Source organism: Kitasatospora purpeofusca, assembly GCF_042691725.1.
Lineage (GTDB): Bacteria > Actinomycetota > Actinomycetes > Streptomycetales > Streptomycetaceae > Kitasatospora > Kitasatospora purpeofusca_B.
Map to the genome: position 1 here is coordinate 8,222,903 of NZ_CP170483.1, position 17,103 is coordinate 8,240,005.

15 protein-coding genes and 1 riboswitch are annotated in these 17,103 nt (G+C 72.7%); of the genes, 7 read left to right on the plus strand and 8 right to left on the minus strand.

Annotated features, from left to right (window positions below; genetic code table 11):
- Nucleotides 1–97 precede the first annotated feature (97 nt).
- Nucleotides 98–919 carry a class I SAM-dependent methyltransferase gene (locus tag ACFCLZ_RS35475; RefSeq protein ID WP_380282013.1) on the plus strand — a complete coding sequence of 274 codons (822 nt, stop codon included), beginning with the start codon at nucleotides 98–100 and terminating at the stop codon, nucleotides 917–919.
- Here the strand turns inward: ACFCLZ_RS35475 and ACFCLZ_RS35480 are convergent.
- Nucleotides 892–2,493: an ABC-F family ATP-binding cassette domain-containing protein gene (locus tag ACFCLZ_RS35480; protein ID WP_380282014.1), complete on the minus strand. Its 1,602-nt coding sequence runs from the start codon at nucleotides 2,491–2,493 to the stop codon at nucleotides 892–894. The genes ACFCLZ_RS35475 and ACFCLZ_RS35480 overlap by 28 nt on opposite strands.
- Before the next feature lie 192 nt (nucleotides 2,494–2,685).
- Between ACFCLZ_RS35480 and ACFCLZ_RS35485 the strand changes: the two genes are divergently transcribed.
- Together ACFCLZ_RS35485 and ACFCLZ_RS35490 are read left to right on the plus strand one after the other, a co-directional pair.
- Nucleotides 2,686–3,636 (plus strand): RimK family alpha-L-glutamate ligase, encoded by a 951-nt coding sequence (locus ACFCLZ_RS35485; RefSeq protein ID WP_380282015.1) that lies wholly within the window; start codon nucleotides 2,686–2,688, stop codon nucleotides 3,634–3,636.
- Nucleotides 3,637–3,779: 143 nt separating this feature from the next.
- A riboswitch (M-box (ykoK) riboswitch) is annotated at nucleotides 3,780–3,962 on the plus strand.
- Between the two features lie 368 nt (nucleotides 3,963–4,330).
- On the plus strand, nucleotides 4,331–5,497 hold the full coding sequence (locus tag ACFCLZ_RS35490; RefSeq protein ID WP_380282016.1) for a magnesium and cobalt transport protein CorA: 1,167 nt from the start codon (nucleotides 4,331–4,333) through the stop codon (nucleotides 5,495–5,497).
- 187 nt (nucleotides 5,498–5,684) lie between these two features.
- On the opposite strand, the gene ACFCLZ_RS35495 is transcribed toward ACFCLZ_RS35490, so the two are convergent.
- The 6 genes from ACFCLZ_RS35495 to ACFCLZ_RS35520 form a co-directional block, all read right to left on the minus strand.
- The gene (locus tag ACFCLZ_RS35495; protein WP_380282017.1) at nucleotides 5,685–6,818 is read right to left on the minus strand and encodes a hypothetical protein; all 1,134 of its coding nucleotides are present in this window, start codon (nucleotides 6,816–6,818) and stop codon (nucleotides 5,685–5,687) included.
- Nucleotides 6,815–7,123 carry a helix-turn-helix domain-containing protein gene (locus ACFCLZ_RS35500; RefSeq protein WP_380282018.1) on the minus strand — a complete coding sequence of 103 codons (309 nt, stop codon included), beginning with the start codon at nucleotides 7,121–7,123 and terminating at the stop codon, nucleotides 6,815–6,817. The genes ACFCLZ_RS35495 and ACFCLZ_RS35500 overlap by 4 nt, the downstream gene beginning before the upstream one ends.
- Entirely contained in the window at nucleotides 7,120–7,875 is a 756-nt protein-coding gene (locus ACFCLZ_RS35505; RefSeq protein WP_380282019.1) for a hypothetical protein, read from the minus strand. Before ACFCLZ_RS35505 ends, ACFCLZ_RS35500 begins: the two co-directional genes overlap by 4 nt.
- Nucleotides 7,862–8,104 carry a hypothetical protein gene (locus tag ACFCLZ_RS35510; RefSeq protein WP_380282020.1) on the minus strand — a complete coding sequence of 81 codons (243 nt, stop codon included), beginning with the start codon at nucleotides 8,102–8,104 and terminating at the stop codon, nucleotides 7,862–7,864. Before ACFCLZ_RS35510 ends, ACFCLZ_RS35505 begins: the two co-directional genes overlap by 14 nt.
- A gap of 35 nt (nucleotides 8,105–8,139) precedes the next feature.
- Nucleotides 8,140–8,931 (minus strand): hypothetical protein, encoded by a 792-nt coding sequence (locus ACFCLZ_RS35515; protein WP_380282021.1) that lies wholly within the window; start codon nucleotides 8,929–8,931, stop codon nucleotides 8,140–8,142.
- A gap of 107 nt (nucleotides 8,932–9,038) precedes the next feature.
- On the minus strand, nucleotides 9,039–9,740 hold the full coding sequence (locus tag ACFCLZ_RS35520) for a Crp/Fnr family transcriptional regulator (RefSeq protein ID WP_380282022.1): 702 nt from the start codon (nucleotides 9,738–9,740) through the stop codon (nucleotides 9,039–9,041).
- A gap of 271 nt (nucleotides 9,741–10,011) precedes the next feature.
- On the opposite strand from ACFCLZ_RS35520, the gene ACFCLZ_RS35525 reads away from it, so the two are divergent.
- From ACFCLZ_RS35525 to ACFCLZ_RS35540, 4 genes are all read left to right on the plus strand, one after another.
- Nucleotides 10,012–10,817, plus strand: a protein-coding gene (locus ACFCLZ_RS35525; protein WP_380286382.1) for an IS5 family transposase whose coding sequence is annotated in 2 segments (ribosomal slippage) — nucleotides 10,012–10,348 and nucleotides 10,348–10,817 — 807 coding nt in all. Because the reading frame shifts where the segments join, the coding sequence is not laid out codon by codon here.
- A 793-nt stretch (nucleotides 10,818–11,610) separates the two neighbouring features.
- Nucleotides 11,611–12,693 (plus strand): helix-turn-helix transcriptional regulator, encoded by a 1,083-nt coding sequence (locus ACFCLZ_RS35530; protein ID WP_380282023.1) that lies wholly within the window; start codon nucleotides 11,611–11,613, stop codon nucleotides 12,691–12,693.
- A 159-nt stretch (nucleotides 12,694–12,852) separates the two neighbouring features.
- A complete protein-coding gene (gene lepB, locus ACFCLZ_RS35535; RefSeq protein WP_380282024.1) occupies nucleotides 12,853–13,920 on the plus strand; it encodes a signal peptidase I in 1,068 nt (355 codons plus the stop codon).
- A 68-nt stretch (nucleotides 13,921–13,988) separates the two neighbouring features.
- Nucleotides 13,989–15,182 (plus strand): trans-sulfuration enzyme family protein, encoded by a 1,194-nt coding sequence (locus tag ACFCLZ_RS35540; RefSeq protein WP_380282025.1) that lies wholly within the window; start codon nucleotides 13,989–13,991, stop codon nucleotides 15,180–15,182.
- A 46-nt stretch (nucleotides 15,183–15,228) separates the two neighbouring features.
- On the opposite strand, the gene ACFCLZ_RS35545 is transcribed toward ACFCLZ_RS35540, so the two are convergent.
- Nucleotides 15,229–17,010, minus strand: a complete 1,782-nt coding sequence (locus tag ACFCLZ_RS35545) for a SpoIIE family protein phosphatase (protein ID WP_380282026.1) — start codon at nucleotides 17,008–17,010, stop codon at nucleotides 15,229–15,231.
- Between the last annotated feature and the right edge of the window lie 93 nt (nucleotides 17,011–17,103).

A 17,103-nucleotide genomic window follows, 5' to 3' on the forward strand; every position in this document is an offset into this window, starting at 1 on the left:
CAAGGAGGCCGCTGCACTTCCGGGACCTCTGCGGCAACGAGCTGATCGCCGCCCAGCTGTAGGGCGCGTCGGAGGCGGACGGGGCAGGATGGGCGGCATGGAGCGTTCGTTCGAGGAGCTGGTGGACGAGGCGGCCGGGGCCCCGGTCGACGGATGGGACTTCTCCTGGCTGGACGGCCGGGCCACCGAGGAGCGCCCGTCCTGGGGCTACCAGCGGCTGCTGGGGGAGCGGCTGGCGCTCGCCTCGGCGGCACTGGACGTGCAGACCGGCGGCGGGGAGGTGCTCGCCGGGGTGGCGGACCGCTTCCCGCGGACGATGGCCGCCACCGAGGGGTGGCCGCCGAACGCCGCCCGGGCGACCGCGGTGCTCCACCCGCTCGGCGCGGTCGTGGTGGCGGACCCGGACGAGCCGCCGCTGCCCTTCGCCGACGACGCCTTCGACCTGGTGACCAGCCGTCACCCGGTGACGGTGTGGTGGGCGGAGATCGCCCGCGTGCTGCGCCCCGGCGGCAGCTACCTGGCCCAGCACGTGGGGCCGGCCTCGGTGTTCGAGCTGGTCGAGTTCTTCCTCGGGCCGCAGCCGGAGGCACGCCGGGCCCGGCGGCCGGAGGACGCCGCGGACGCCGCGCGGGCCGCCGGGCTGGAGGTGGTCGACCTGCGCTCCGCGCGGCTGCGGGTGGAGTTCCTGGACATCGGCGCGGTGGTCTGGTTCCTGCGCAAGGTGATCTGGATGGTGCCGGGCTTCACCGTCGAGGCGCACTGGGCGCGGCTGCGCGAGCTGGACGCCCTGATCCGGGCGGAGGGGCCGTTCGTCGCCCACTCCGCCCGGTTCCTCATCGAGGCCCGCAAGCCGTGGCCCGCAAGCCGCGACGCCTCCCGGGGGCGGGGACGTCAGCCCACGGTGACCAGGTCGAGGTAGTCCTCGCTCCACAGGTCCTCGTCCCCGCCGGGCAGCAGCAGGACCCGGTCCGGCCGCAGCGCCCCGACCGCCCCCGGGTCGTGGGTGACCAGCACGATCGCGCCCGGGTAGCCGCCCACCGCCGCCAGCACCTCGGCCCGCGAGGCCGGGTCGAGGTTGTTGGTCGGCTCGTCGAGCAGCAGCACATTGGCTCCCGAGTGGACCAGCCCGGCCAGGGCGAGCCTGGTTTTCTCGCCGCCGGACAGCACCCCGGCGGGCTTGTCGGCGTCGTCGCCCCGGAACAGGAACGCGCCGAGCACCTGCCGCACCTCACCGTCGGTGAGCCCCGGCGCGGCTGCGGCGAGGTTCTCCCGGACGGTGCGCTGCGGATCGAGGGTGTCGTGCTCCTGGGCGAAGTAGCCCAGCCGCAGTCCGGGCCCGGGGACGACGCGCCCGCCGTCCGCGGCCTCCCGGCCGGCCAGGATCCGCAGCAGCGTGGTCTTGCCCGCCCCGTTGGGACCGAGCACGACGAGCCGGCTGCCCCGGTCGACGGCGAGGTCGAGCCCGTCGAGCACGGCGCGCCCGCCGTACGACTTGGCGAGGCCGACCGCGCCGAGCGGCATCCGGCCGCAGGGCGCCGGCTCGGGCAGCCGGATGCGGGCGGTGCGCTCGGCCTGGCGGACGGGTTCGAGGGCGGCGATCATCCGGTCGGCCCGGCGGGCCATCGAGCGGGCGGAGACGGCGGTCGCCACGTTGGCCCGCATCCGGTCGGCCTGGGCGTGCAGGGCGGCGGCCTTGCGCTCGGCGTTGGCCCGCTCGCGGGCGCGGCGGCGTTCGTCGGCCGCGCGCTGCGCCAGGTAGGCGGCCCAGCCGGTGTTGTGGACGTCGACCGTGGCGCGTTGCGGGTCCAGGTGGAACACCCGGTTGACGGTGCCGGCGAGCAGCGGCACGTCGTGGCTGATCAGCACCAGTCCGCCCGGGTACCCGGCCAGGTAGCCGCGCAGCCAGCCGACGGCGTCCGCGTCGAGGTGGTTGGTGGGCTCGTCGAGCAGCAGGGTGCCGTGGTCGGCGAAGAGGATCCGGGCCAGCTCGACCCGGCGCCGCCGGCCTCCGGAGAGGGTGCCGAGCGGGCTGTCCAGCACCCGCTCGGGCAGGCCGAGGCCGGCCGCGACCCGGGCGGCCTGGGCCTGCGCCGGGTAGCCCCCACGGGCCTGGAACTCGGCCTCGGCCCGGGTGTAGGCGGCCATGGCGCGGCGCTGCGCGCGCTCGTCGCCGGCGGCGGCCATGGCGCTCTCGGCGGCGCGCAGGTCCTGGACGGCGGTGTCCAGGCCGCGCGCGGACAGGATCCGCCCGGTGACGGTCATGGTCGGGTCGGCGGCGCGGGAGTCCTGCGCGAGGAAGCCGACCGGGCCGGTGCGGGTGACGGTGCCGGCGGCCGGGCGCAGCCGCCCGGCGAGCGTGGCGAGCAGGGTGGTCTTGCCGGCGCCGTTGCGGCCCACGAGGCCGATGCGGTCGCCGGGGGCGATGTGGAGGGTGACGTCGGACAGCAGCAGGCGGGCGGCGACGCGCACGTCGACACCACGGGTGGTGATCAAGGGGATGACGCTCCGTAACAGCGAACGGACACACGGGTGGCGTGGAGGCGGGTCCGTCAGCTAGGAGATGCGGGGCGTCGACATGGCGCCGAGGTTAACCCGCGGTGCCCGGCGGGCGCATTCGTATTTCCCGGGGGACGGAATTCCCGGAAGGCCTTGCCCGGGCATGTCCGCGACATGTTCCATGGCTCCATGGGGCGCAGCGAGCTCGTTCTGATGACCGATCACAGCTCGAACGAAGGCAGCCGGGAGGCGCTGGCCGCCGCCGTGCGCCGGCTCACCGGACGGGCGCCGGTGCTGCTCGACGCGCGGCACTTCATGAGCGGCGGTCCGGCCGGACCGGCCGGCGGCGGCCGGGTGCGCGGCGCCGATGGCGGGGTCACCCTGGAGGTCCCCGCCGAGGGCCTCGCACCGACCGCCGGGGCGGTGATCCTCTACGAGATACCGCCGCACCGGCGCCTGGAGCTCGCCGACCTCCAACGGGGCTTGCGCGAGCACGGCGTCCGCTCGCTCGGCACCGCCGTCGACGGCTGGCGCACGGCCAGCGACAAGCGGCTCACCGTCGAGCGCTTCGCCCGCGACGGCGTCCGCCAGATGCCCACCGTCACGCTCTCCCGGCCCACCGCCGCCGAGGCCGCCGAGGTGTTCGACCGGCTCGGCGGCGACGTCTGGGCCCGCCCGGCCGTCGGGATGAGCGGGCAGGACGTCTTCCACCTCACCACCTACGCCCAGCTCGCCGAGGCGGCCGACCGCTACGCGCGGACCGGCACCGACTGGCTGCTCGCCCGGGATGCCCGCAACTTCACCGCGGACGGCCGCCGCCACCAGTACCGGGTGACCGTGCTCGACGGGCGGGCGCTGCGCGCCGTCGAGCACGTGCAGGACGACCCGGACGAGCCCTGCAACCTCGCCCGGGGCGCCGTCTCCACCCCGCTGCCGCTCGCGGAGCTGCCCGCCGGGCTGGCGGAACTGGCGGTGGCGGCCACCGGGGCCGTCGGCCTGCCGTTCGCCGCCGTCGACCTCGCGGCGGAGAGCGGCGGTGTGGTCTTCGAGGTCAACGTCCACCCCGCGTTCGGCTCGCCCGGCGCGCTGGAGGCGGTCGCCGTGCCGTACGTGGCGGCCCACCTGGCACCCGCCGACTGACTGCCTTCCGCGCCGCGGAGTTGACGTGGCGTCAGCCACGTGCGCGCCGGGCGCCCGTCACCGGCGCGCGCCCCCGGGCGGCTCACTGCCGGACCCCCGGTCGAAGGAACCCTCCGGCGGGTACTAGACTCGTGGAGGTTGTGAAGGCACCTCGTTCGGTGAGGCGTCGCCATGGACACAGGCCACTGACCCCACGACGTCGAGAGACGCCCAGGGTCAGGACAGGTCTCCCCGGCCTAAGGGGTGACCCCAAGTGGCTGCACCCCGGAATCCCGGGGCGCTACGCCGTGGCGTGCCAAAGCTCTGACGAGATTCAGGGGTGCCCACCCGTCGTCGCGGCGCCCGTGCGTGCCCGCTCGACGGTGTGGAGCCTCCTGGCTGCCCGGTCACGGCGACCCCGCGCGGGCGCCCCGACGGCGAGGAGGTGGGAGCAATGGAGTGCAGTGGTAGTCCGGGTCGAAGTCGGCCCCGCCCCAGGACGTCGTCCCCCACCCTTCCCGGCACCCGGCACCCCTCCTCCCGTACGGCTCCCGACCCCCGCCGCCGCACCGCCCGCCGCTGACCCGGCGCGGCCGTGCGCGGCCCGGGCGCCGTGCGCGGTGGAGGACGGCCGGGCGCCTCCCGCCCGCCCCGCACCCCGCGACCTGCCCTGTTCCCGGGTGCGGCGGCCACCGAACCGCGGAGGTACCCCGTCATGTCCGACTGGCGTGTGCGCGCTGTGCGCGCGAGCAAGCGTCCCTTCACCCGTCCCGTCCCCCCGGCCGGCACGGCCGTCCAGCCAGCCCCCGAGCACTCGATGGACCCGCGCCCGGACCAGCCGGTCGAGCCGGTGAGCCTGGAGCGCTCCGTCGTCGACGCGGCCGTCTACCGCGACGGCCACCGCGTGCAGTCGGCCACCAACCTGGCCGACGTCTACCGCGAGCTGCCGGGCAAGCCCGGCACCATGGCCTGGATCGGCCTCTACCGCCCCGCCGAGTCCCAGCTGCTGGAGGCCGCCGAGCGGTTCAACCTGCACGAACTGGCCGTCGAGGACGCCATCGTCGCCCACCAGCGCCCCAAGCTGGAGCGCTACGGCGACACCCTGTTCGTGGTGCTGCGCGCCGCCCGCTACCTGGACGACGTGGAGGAGGTCGACTTCGGCGAGATCCACCTCTTCGTGGGCCCCGACTTCGTCCTCACCGTGCGCCACTCCCAGGCCCCCGACCTCTCCGCCGTCCGCCGCCGCCTGGAGGCCGACCCGGAGCTGCTGGCGCTCGGCCCCGAGGCCGTGCTCTACGCGGTGCTCGACGCCGTCGTCGACGGCTACGCCCCGGTCATCGCGGGCCTCCAGCACGACATCGACGAGATCGAGACCGAGGTGTTCGGCGGCGACCCGCAGGTGTCCCGGCGCATCTACGAACTCTCCCGCGAGGTCATCGAGTTCCAGCGCGCCACCCGGCCGCTGCTGGAGATCATGCGCAGCCTGGAGGCCGGCTTCGGCAAGTACGGCACCGACGAGGAGCTCCAGCGCTACCTGCGCGACGTCGCCGACCACGCCACCTACGCCGCCGAGCGGGTCGACGGCTTCCGCCAGATGCTGCAGAACATCCTCACCGTCAACGCCACCCTGGTCTCGCAGCGGCAGAACGAGGAGATGAAGCAGCTCGCCGAGGCCGGCCACGCCCAGAACGACGAGATCAAGAAGATCTCCTCCTGGGCGGCCATCCTCTTCGCCCCGACCCTGATCGGCACCGTCTACGGCATGAACTTCGACACGATGCCCGAGCTGCACTGGGCCTTCGGCTACCCCTTCGCCATCGCCCTGATGGCGCTGGTCTGCACCAGCCTCTACCTGATCTTCAAGCGCCGCGACTGGCTGTAGCCGATGAGTCCGTCTCGCCGATCAACAGCGCAACGGCAAACGACGTGCGCGGTCGAGTCCAGATCGTGGGGAGAGCGAGCGGCGGTGATTGGGCACCCGACCGGGGCACCTGCAGTGTCGGCCACTGCTTGAGCAGCCATGGCGTAGGGACCCGGACCGCAGAGGCCCGGGTCCCGGTCGGGCAGTTTCACTCAGTGGTGCCGTGCAGATCCCGGGCCTTGCCCGCCCATTCCCCCATACAGACGACGGCAGAGGTCATCTGCTTCACCGCGGCGGAAATGTCCCTCACTGGCTTGCGGAGGTGCCGGCTCAAACGAACCAGGTCCTCCGCAGACGTGCCGAGAGAACCGATCTGTGACAGTCCTGTCTGAGCGGACTCGTCCAGTGCGATGAGCTGATCCAAGAATTCGTTCGTTCCGGCGTCCCGTTCGCTGGGCGGCGTCACCTCGATGAGGCCCAGCGCAGCTCTCATACCGCTGTCCATGGTGGCCATCTGCTCCGCGAAGGCCGCCGCGATGGTGTTCATTTCCCCGGCCGGTGCGCTGAGCAACTCCGCGTAGCGGATCACAGCGGCAAGCCGTGCGCTCGCCGGGGCGTTCGCCTGGGTGAGATCGGTGATCTCGACGTTGCTCTGTTCGGTCAGCGTCCCGATGGTCTCGATCGTCTTTGTAATCGCACCCAGCTGAGCGGCCATCGCCTCCAGCCCGTCTTCGATTGCGACGAAGTCGTCAAGCAGGCCCGGCAGGTTCTCGTCGTCTTCGTCCTCCGGGCCCGGGTTCTGCTGGGATGGCAACTGCCCATCGGAGGTCTCGAGTGCTCGCACTACCCGTGCCGGGGTGAGGAGTTCGAAGCCGTCCCGAATCCCTACTTCGAGGGCGCTCTCGATCTCGCGCCGCGCACCGGCCAAGTGGCTGCGCGCCCGTTGATACCGGATCGTCCTGATCGAGGCGATGTCGAAGGGCAACTGCCCTGCCTCGCCGATGTGGATCGTCGGCTTGCCGATGATGTGACGTAGGCCCAGCTCGTACATCACGTTGGGATTGCCGCCGCTGACGTCGGCGATGACAAGGTCGGAATCGATGACATGCCGACAGATCTGCTCGTTGATGTCACCCGCATGTGCGATGCCATCCGCACGCACAGCGGTGATGTCGTACTTCTCGCAGGCAGGGGCGATTACCTGTTCGAATACTCCGAGATGGTGCTCGTATGCCTCACGCTCGGGGGTGCCATGCGGGGCGTAGCGATCACCGATGGGCCCGACGACGAAGCACATACGGGGCCGGTCGGACTCGCGCCGGGGAGCTTGCGACGTGTTCATGTGAGGTCCTCCGTTGTCTGAGGGTGGGTGCCATCGAGCAGGGCGGCGTGTCCTGCGCCGGCTTCAAGATCGACGGCGTACACCGGCCGCTCCTCGATGCCGAGGGAGCGCAGCAGGTGCGCGGTCGGGATGCGATAGTGCCTGCCGACACGCAATACGGGGCAAGGGAAGCCACCGATGCGGATCAGTTTGTACGCCGTACCGGGACAGATTCCGAAGGCCCGGGCAGCGGTACGCAGGTCCACGCTCAGGGGTAGGTCGAAGGCCTCTGCGAAGCCCAGGGGCGGGCCGGACCGGGCGCTCATCGTCGGGCTCCTGCGGGGTGCAGTACCAGGGTGCCGATGAGTTCCGCTTCCTCGTGACGGCGGGCCCGGAAAACGATGTCGGGCAAGCCCGCGCAGTACGCGAGTGCTCCGACCCGCTCCCCTTCGCGTCGAGTGGGTGATTCCGTGAAGCGCAGGGTCGCGGCCAACCCGTCATGCCGTGGCAGGGGAGTGAGATGCAGTTGCCACTCTTCGGCCGGATGCCGTGGTTCATCCTGGAACGCCGTGGCGTTGCGGGATTCGGCAAAGCGGGCGACGTCGATGACGGGTACCTCCCTCCTAGTGCGGTTGGCGTAGGCCCACATCTGATTGACCGCCTCCTTGATCATGTGACCGCCCGTGTCCGGGCCGTCCGGCTCCCCGGTGTCAATGGCTGTGAGCAGGGCAAGTACGGCCTCGGCCTCGAGGTCGGCGCGTTCGACTCTTGACTGGCGTAGGATTCGGTAGAGATTGCGGTACAGGCCGGGGACCGCCAGCCAGACGACGAGCAGGCGTCCGGTGCCGGCCCCGTTGCGAGGCTCTCGCCGGGCCTCCGAGACTGCCTGGCGCCAGATTGCCGTCCGAAGACTTTCGTTGCGTCCCGGCCCGTACAGGGCGTTCCGGCACTCGTCCAGGGACAGCCGTACCGGTCGGTTGTCCACACGGATAGTGAGTGGCCGCCGTAGACCTTCAGGTGCCTCGACGAGGGCTTGCCCGATCTGGGCGAACGCACCGCCCGGGTCAGTCCAGGTCATCGCTTCTCCTCTCCGACCCCAAGAGGTCGACGTACGACAACACTGCGGCGGCTCGCTGGCAGGCGACCCAAAGGGCAGTCATCGCCGACCGCACGGCCGCGTGGCTCTTCATCGAGATCGGGCTCACCGCCTTGGACCGGAACTGGGGTGGTCCGGCTGCAGCGGCAGGGGAGTGAAGGTGGATGTCGCCGTACATGTTGTGGCCGACGTTCACCCCGATGTCGGCCAACTGAGTGCTGTCCGCTTCGGGGCGGAGCGGGGCGGTCACCTGGGTTGCCAGGGGCTGGCCGACGAGGGCATCGTGGGCAGACTGACACTCAGACCACCGCTGACGTCCCGGCCAACGGCGACGCCGTGGTGAACGTACTGGGAGAGCTTCCTTCGATACGTGGCGGGGGCGGCCGCTGACGGCAGTGGCGTAGCCATTCCTTCCAGGACCGGGCGCACGCGGTCCGGCCCGTGGCCCGGCACATGGATCCAGCCGTAGCCCTCGAATTCCTTGACCTGTACGTGTACGCGAACGTACTGTGCCGGGTCGAGACCGGGATGCCCATACCGCACGACGTCCTGGTACAGCCGATCCGACACGATGAGGGCGAGATCAGCCGAGGTGAGGGCTGCCAGTACGGCCTTCACCTGTGGAGCGTTCACGTAGCGTGCCACGGCCACCGGCGCGGGTCCGGCGTAGCCGAGGGCGGCGTCTGCCGCGATCCCGGTGTCGACGGCCAACCGGAGCCTGATGCGTGGGACGGTCGGACAGGTGTTGAGTTCGCTGAGGCCGGCCGTCAGGTGGTTCACAAAGGGACCGAGTACCTCGGCTTCCGATGTGGAATCGGGGAGGACGGCGAGCTCCATGTCGCCTTGCGGCTGGCGGGCCCAAGCCGCGCGGTCCAGGCCGGTCAGCAGCGCCGCCTCGTCCAACAACCGGGCCAGGTCGGCCTGAGCGGCCGACTGTGCCCGAGTGTCGAGACGGCTGTACTGGGCCATGTCCGCCGCCAGGCACAGCCGACGGTGCGGGATGTTGTGCAGGGCATGAGGGGAGGAGATGTCGTTCATGACAGTTGCTACCTTCCAGCGTTTGTTGGTGCGGTGCACGCCAACTGTGCGGGAGGGCCCAGCGTCGTTGAAGAAATCCGTATTAATGCGGAGTTGTAGCCGTGCCTTCAGAAAGCCGGCATGCTCAGCCGGGCCACCTGGCACAGTCGGGGCAGGTCCCGCACGTAGGTCTGCCTCTCGCCGGTGTTGATGAGCCCGTCCCTGCGCAGTTGGGCCAGCATCTTGTGCACAGTGTGGGTCGTGGACCCAGTGAGGGCGGCGAACTCGGACTGGGAGAGGTTCACGTCGATGCGCACCGCGTTCCATTCCCGTCGGCCGTACGACATCGCCAGTTCGACGAGCACGCGGGCCAGCCGCACCAGGACCGGGTACCCGGCGAACTCCAGACGCCAGCGGTCAGACCGGCGCAGCCGGCTGCAGAACACCTTCATGAGGAGGGCCAGCGCCTCAGGGTCGGAGTGGAGGAACGGCCACAGTTCGTGTCTCGGCACGACGGTGGCGACTACGTCACCACAGGCAGTGACCGTTGCCGATCTCGGTCCGTGGTCAATCGTCGCAATCTCGCCTACCACATCTCCGGCGATTTTGATGTCCAAGAGAGACGCCCGGTCGCCGTCGAGTCGGGCGGTTACCTTCACCATTCCCTCATGGATCACCAGGAGCTCGTGGGCGTGGTCGCCCTCGTTGATCAGTACGTCCCCCGCCGCAAAGGTGCGCCGAGTTCCGAGCCGAGCGAAGGCTGCGCGAGCCCCAGGCGTCAGGGTGCCGAGGGGCGGTACGTGTCCATTCGTGTTCGAAGCGTGGATCATATGTACAGCACATCAGGCCTTCGGTGTGGCGGTCCGCATTGCCGCTCGGACCGCAGGTGCACGGAACGCACCCTGGGGCGCACGGCGGCGCACAGCCGGAATCCCGCCACGCTCCATTTGGTAGGGGACGCCGCGGTCCGATCTGCCGATCGCTTCGGCTACACCGTGGGCTCCTCTGAGCAGCAGTTCAGCCAGTAAAAGGTCCTAACAGAAACCGCTGCGAGCGTGACTGCTGGTCGTGCTGCTCGTTAGTCGGTGCGTGGGGAAGAGGATCTCTCGTCCGTGGATCGTGTCGGACGAACTGTGGGGACTGATCGAGCCGTTGCTTCCATCGGAGCCGCCGAAGCTCAAGCCGGGGCGCCCTCGGGTGCCGGACCGGCAGGCCTTGTGCGGGATCCTGTTCGTGCTGCACACGGGCATCCAGTGGGAGTACCTGCCGCAGGAGCTCGGCTTCGGCTCTGGCATGACCTGCTGGCGGCGACTCGCGGCCTGGAACGAGGCTGGCGTGTGGGACCGGCTCCACCTGGTCCTGCTGCGAAAGCTGAGGGCGGCCGGACAGCTCGACTGGTCCAGGGCGGTGATCGACTCCAGCCACGTCCGGGCCGCCCGACGGCGCCCAAAAGTGGACCGAGCCCGGTCGACCGCGCGCGACCGGGCAGCAAGCACCACGTCCTCGTCGACGGGCAGGGCATCCCGCTCGCGGTGTCGCTGACCGGCGGCAACCGCAACGACGTCACCCAGCTGCTTCCTCTGCTCGCGAAGGTCCCCGCCGTGGCCGGCCTCGTCGGCCGGCCACGGCGCAGACCGGACCTCCTGCTCGCCGACCGGGGCTACGACCACGACAAGTACCGGCGCCTGGTGTGGAAGCAGGGCATCAAGCCGGTGATCGCCCGACGCGGAGTGCCCCACGGATCAGGACTTGGCGTCCACCGCTGGGTCGTCGAGCGCACTATCGCCTGGCTCCACGGCTTCCGTCGCCTGCGGATCCGCTGGGAACGGCGCGACGACATCCACGAAGGCTTCCTCGGCCTCGCCACCTGCCTGATCACTCACAGGCATGTCCAACGCCTTTGTTAGGACCTTTAAGTCGAGAATCGCGGACCGGCACACCGATGAGGCGGCCTGGGTGTGGGCGCGGACCAGTAGGTCCCCGATGTGGTGAGCATGCGCCGCCGCACTGGTGGTCCTATCGGCTGAGGTGGCACCGAACGGTGTTCACGAGGCGATGAGCACTCGCGTCGGCGGCACCATGCCGTCGCTCTCCATCGCCGCCAGCGCAACGACCTGTCCACCGACCCGGCGCACTGCTAGCACCAGAGATTTGGAGCGTCCGTTGCATCACCGGTCTGCCCGCTTCCGGGTCCCCATGGCGCGGGGGACGAACAGGCGAGGCGCGGGCGGCGAAGCCGGAGGTCGGTCGGGGGCCTGGATGAGTGCAGTTAAGGCAGCAGCCACTGCAGGACGCCAGCCTCTATCTGATCTTCAAGCGCCGCGACTGGCTTTGAGGGCCGGTCGGGGCGGTGCGTGCGGGGCGGCCCGTCCAGAGCAGGGCCGCCGCGGCGAGGGCGGTGGCGCCGAGGACCCAGCGGGGCGGGCCGGGTGGCAGGAGGGCGAGGGCCAGGCCGGCCAGGGCGCCGGTGAGTTGGAGGGCGAGCGACTCCGATCCGGAGCCGACTTGAGGTGGGACGGCGGACGCCGGTGTCAAGGCCCGCGGCGGCGCTGTCGCGGGTGGGTCGGACCTTCATGAGGATGAGGCGGTGTGGACGGGACCCGTCTGGAGACGGAGGACGGATCCGCCTGTCGGCGCATGGGCCGGTGGTCGGTGTGCCTGCTAATTTCCCGAACCATGGGATCACGTGGAGCACGTGGGGTGGCGGCGCAACAGGCGATCGAGGGGCTCCGGGAACTGGCCGGAGCGGGGCTGACGGCCGAGAAGGTGTTCCGCAGAGCCGACGAACTGCTGCGCACGGTCCTGGAGTACGACGCGGTCTGCTGGCACTCGGCGGACCCGGCGACCGGGTTGGTGACCTCGGTGCTGAGCGACGACCTCAGCCTCGCGGGCTTCGAGGCGGCCGTGCACCTGGAGGTGTGGGCGGACGACCTGACGACCTTCCCCGCGATCCGGCGCAGCGGCGTCCGCGCGGAGACGCTCAGCCGGGCGACCGGTGGCCGGCCGGCGGACAGCGTGCGGTTCCGGGAGCTGATCGGCCCGGCCGGGTTCGGCGACGAACTGCGGGCGGTGTTCGACGCGCACGGCGGGATGTGGGGCTGCGCGGCGTTCATGCGGGCGGCCGACCGGGGGCCGTTCCTGGCCCAGCAGCGGGAGTTCGCGGACCTGGCCGCGCGCCACCTGGGCAACGCGCTGCGGGCCTGCCACGTGCCGCCGGTCGCCGGGGACGGCCGTTGGGAGGCGGAGCCGGGCGGTGGGCCGGGGGACGAGGGCCCGGCCGTGGTGGTGCTCGGCCCGGGGAACCGGCCGCTCGCGCTCTCCGGCCCGGCGGAGGAACTGCTGGGCCGGCTGGCCGACCCGAGCCGGACCTCGCTGGGCGTGCCGACGGCGTTCGCGGTGGCCGCCGAACAGGCCCGCCGGGCGGCGCGCTGCCTGGCCGTGCCGCAGTCGAAGATCCGGGTGCAGGACGGCGACGGCCGCTGGTACGTGCTGCACGGCTCGGCGCTGAAGGGCGGCAGCGAGGGCGAGGTGACGGTCGTGGCGGCCCCGGCCACGCCCGCCGACGCGATGCCGCTCTACCTTTGCGCGTACGGGCTGACGGCGCGTGAGCAGGAGGTGGCGCTGCTGCTGGTGCGCGGGTGCGACACCCGGGACGTGTCGCGGCTGCTGGCGATGAAGCCCTACACGGTGCAGGACCACCTGAAGTCGGTGTTCGCCAAGGCGGGGGTGGCCAGCCGCCGTGAGCTGGTCGCGCGGATCATGCTCGGCGGCGGGACGGCGTAGGCGCGTCGGCGTGGGGCGGGACGGACGGCGGGAGGGACGCCGTAGGACAGGAGGGGCCGCGGGTGTACGTTCTGACGGGTCGGCGGGAACCACCGTTCGTTAGCTGACAACGGGGGGCCCCGCCGCGGGGCCCGCCGGGCCGTCCGGAGGGGGCCAGGGATGAGCATCGAGGAGAGCGCGGGTTCGACGGGCAGCGGTGAGGCCGGTGCGGGCACCGGCCCGGCGGGCGGTCCAGGAGCGCCGGGCGGTGCGGTGGGCCCGGTCGGCCTCGCGGCGCCGGACGCGCTCGGGAAGGCCGACGAGGCCGGCGCGGGTGGCGCGGGCGGCACGGACGGTGAGGACACCGCCGGTGCGGCGGACGGCACCGGTGAGGGTGACGGCGGGAGCCGGAAGGCGGCGAAGAAGAAGCGGCCGCTCTGGCAGGAGCTGCCGATCCTGATCGGCATCGCCCTGGTGCTCTCACTGGGCATCAAGACCTTCTTCGTCCAGGCGTTCTCCATCCCCTCCGGCTCGATGCAGCACACGCTGGAGAAGAACGACCGCGTCCTGGTCGACAAGCTCACCCCGTGGTTCGGCGCCGAGCCGGAGCGCGGCGAGGTGGTCGTCTTCAAGGACCCCGGCGGCTGGCTGGACGTGCTGCCGCGGCAGAAGGGCAACGGCCTCGTCGAGGGCGTCCGCACGGTGCTCGGCGCCGTGGGCCTGCTGCCGTCCGACAACGAGAAGGACCTGATCAAGCGGGTGATCGCGGTCGGCGGAGACACGGTCGAGTGCCGGCAGGGCAGTCCGGTCAAGGTCAACGGGGTGGCGCTGGACGAGCCGTACCTGTTCCCGGGTGCGACGCCGTGCGACGACGCGCCGGTCGGGGTGGTGACCGTCCCCGAGGACCACCTGTGGGTGATGGGCGACCACCGCAACGACTCGCGCGACTCGCGCTTCCACGTCAACGAGCCGGGCGGCGGGTTCGTCCCGGTGAAGAACGTGATCGGCCGGGCCTTCGTGATCGCCTGGCCGCTGTCGCGCTGGGACACCCTGCCGGTGCCGGACACCTTCGACCAGAAGGGCCTGGCGTCCGGCGCAGCGCTCCCGGGCGGGGACCGGCCGGTCGAGCCCGCCGGGCCGGCCGCGCCGGAGGCCGCCGCGCTGGCCGCGGCCGTGCCGTTCGTGCTCTGGCGGCGGCGCCGGGCCGAGCGGGCCGGGGACGACCGGGCCGGGGACGACCGCAGCTGACGGACACCAGGGCCACCCGAGTGGGATTGGCCCTGTTCCGGCCTCGGCGGCCGGGCCACCATGGCGGTATGAGCGACCACCGCCGCGAGCTGCGCCCCGAGAGCCGGATCGTCCACCCGCCCGTCGAGGAGGTGACCGGCAGCCGCCCGCTGGGCACGCCGCTGCACCAGGGCCACGTCTTCGCCTTCCCCGACAGCGACACGCTCGCGGAGGCCTTCGGCAGCCCCGACCGGGCGTTCCTCTACAGCCGGCACGGCAATCCGACGGTCCGCTCGCTGGAGCGCGCGGTGGCCGACCTGGAGGGCGGCAGCGGTGCGCTGGCCGCCTCCTCCGGCATGGGCGCGATCACCACCGTGCTGCTCGCGCTGCTCCGCTCCGGCGACCACGTGATCGCCCAGCGGCGCCTGTACGGCGGCACGTTCGCGGCGCTCGCCGATCTGGCGGCGCGCTGGGGCGTGACGGTCACCCAGGTGAGCGGCGACGACCCGAAGGAGGTGCGGGCCGCCCTGCGGCCGACCACCAGGCTGCTGCACCTGGAGACCGTCTCCAACCCCACCGCCCGCGTCACCGACCTGCCGGCGCTGATCGGCGTGGCCCGCGAGGCCGGTGTCCTGAGCGTGGTGGACAACACCTTCACCACGCCGCTGCTCTGCCGCCCGATCGAGCACGGCGCCGACATCGTGATCCACTCGGCCACCAAGTACCTCGGCGGCCACTCCGACGTGCTGGCCGGGCTCGCGGTCTTCGCCGACCCGGAACTGCACCGCCGGGTCTGGCACCACGCGGTGGAACAGGGCGCGGCGCTCGACCCGTTCGCCGCCTGGCTGACCCTGCGCGGGATGCAGACGCTGGGCCTGCGGATGCGCCGGCACAACGAGGTCGCGCTCGACCTGGCCGGGCGGCTCGCCGCCCACCCGGCGGTCGCGGTCGTGCACCACCCGGGGCTGCCCGGCCACCCCGACCACGATCTGGCCCGCCGGCTGCTTCCGGACGGCCAGGGCGGGGTGTTCGCCTTCGACCTGACCGGCGGGCGGGAGGCCGCCCGGGCCTTCGTGGGCGCGGTCCGCCTCGCCTCGCTCGCCCCCTCGCTGGGCGGCGTGCACACCCTGGTGCTGCACCCGGCCAGCACCTCCCACCGCCAGCTGTCCGACGCCGAGCTGACCGCCGCCGGCATCGGCCCGGGCACGGTACGGCTCTCCGTCGGCATCGAGCACCCCGAGGACCTCTGGGCCGATCTGGAGCAGGCCCTGGCCGTGCTCTGACCCGCCGCGGGCCCGGCCCGGACACGCGTGATCGAGGTGACCGGCCCTACGCCTGGGGTCGGGGCCGGGGCCGGGCCGCCAGGACGGCGATGTCGTCCTCGGCCGGGCGTCCGGGCGCCGGGCCGACGCCGCGCAGCGCCGCGTCCAGCAGCTCGTCCAGCGGCCCGGCGGTCGGCAGCCGCAGGGCGGCGAGGCGGGCGAGCGAGGCGTCGATGTCCTCGCCGCGCCGTTCCACCAGGCCGTCCGTGTACAGCAGCAGGGTCTCGCCCGGCAGCAGGTCGCGGACGGCCTGCTGGTAGCCGCCGAGCCCGGTGCCGAGCGGCGGCCCGGTGGGGATCCGCAGCAGTTCGGTGGGCCGGCCGGGCGCGATCAGGGCCGGCGGGAGGTGGCCCGCGCTGGAGAACGTCCACCGGCCCCGGCCCGGGTCGGCGAGGGCGAGCAGGCAGGTGGCCGGGCGGGCGGACTCGTTGGCGGCGATGACGGCGTCCAGTTGGCGCAGGATCCGGTGCGGCGGCAGGTCCGTCCCGGCGACGTCGCGCAGGGTGGCGCGGTAGCTGCTCATGTCGACGGCCGCCTCGACGCCGTGGCCCATCACGTCGCCCATGACCAGCAGCGTCCGCCCGAACGGCAGCCGGACGGTCTCGTACCAGTCGCCGCCGACCACCGAGCTGCTGCCGGAGGGCCGGTAGCGGGAGGCGAGTTCGAGGTTCTGGTGCGGATGGCCCGGTTCGCTGAGCAGGGCGCGCTGGAGGTCGAGCGCGATGCCCTGCGAGCGGCTGTAGCGGCGCGCGTTGTCGATGCCGGTGGCGGCCCGTGCGGCGAGGTCGCCGACCAGCACGGCGTCGTCGGGCCCGTAGCCGGGGGAGCCGGCGGTGCGGGCCAGGGTCAGCAGTCCGACCAGCCTGCCGCGTGCGGTCAGCGGCACCACGAGCAGGGAGACCACCCCGGCGGCCCGGTACACGGCCGCCGAGGCCTGGTCGGGCGCCGCCTCGGCCAGCTCCTCGGCGGTGCGCGGCGCGACCAGCACGGCGACCCCGGCGGCCAGGGCGCGGGCGGCCACCGAACCCTCCCGGTGGCGCACCGACTCGCCGGGGCGGGGCAGCCGGTCCACGGCCGTCCGCAGTGCGTCCGCGCAGTCGAGCGCGGCCCGGTGGAAGCGCCGCCCCGGTGTGCGGCCGCTGCGGGCGTCGGCGTCCGGCGGCAGGACGTCGACGGTGGCCAGCTCGGCCAGCCGGGGAACGGCGAACGCGGCCAGCTCGGCGCAGGTGGTGTCGACGTCCAGGGTGGTGCCGATCCGCTCGGCGGCGGCCTCCAGGAGGGCCAGGCGGGTCCGGGCGCGGGCGAGTTCGCGCCGCAGCTCCTGGGCCGGGTCGGGGTCGTCCAGCACCACGACCACCACCCCGGTGACGCGTCCGTCGGCGGTCAGCGGCCGGTAGCGCACCCGCAGGCCGGGCGGCACGGGCGCGCCCGGACCGTCCGGTCCGCCGGTGGTGTGCTCGCGGTCCCGCCCGTCGGCCAGGACGCGGCGCAGCGTGCCGAGGGCGCCCGCGAACGCCGTCGCCTCCGCCGGCCGGCCGAGCAGGTCGGCCCGGCGCAGGCCGGTGACCGTGGTGAACGCCGCGTTCAGGTACAGCCAGCGCAGCTCGGCGTCCAGCAGCGCCACTCCGGTCGGCAGGACGGCGAGCAGCTCACCCGGCAGGTCCGGGCCATCACTGTCCGTAGTTCCGGTGCCCCTCCCGGCGAGCGCCGCGGCCGCCGCCGCGAGCGCGGAATCGTCCGCGCCCGCCGGGGTGCCGCCCTCTCCTGTGCCGCCGTGCCGGAACTGCATAGGTCCATGATCACGCCCTGGGGCGCGGCGCGCCCACGGAGTGGTCGATGCTTGACCATCCGAGAGCTTTCCGATAATGCGACCGTACGCCCG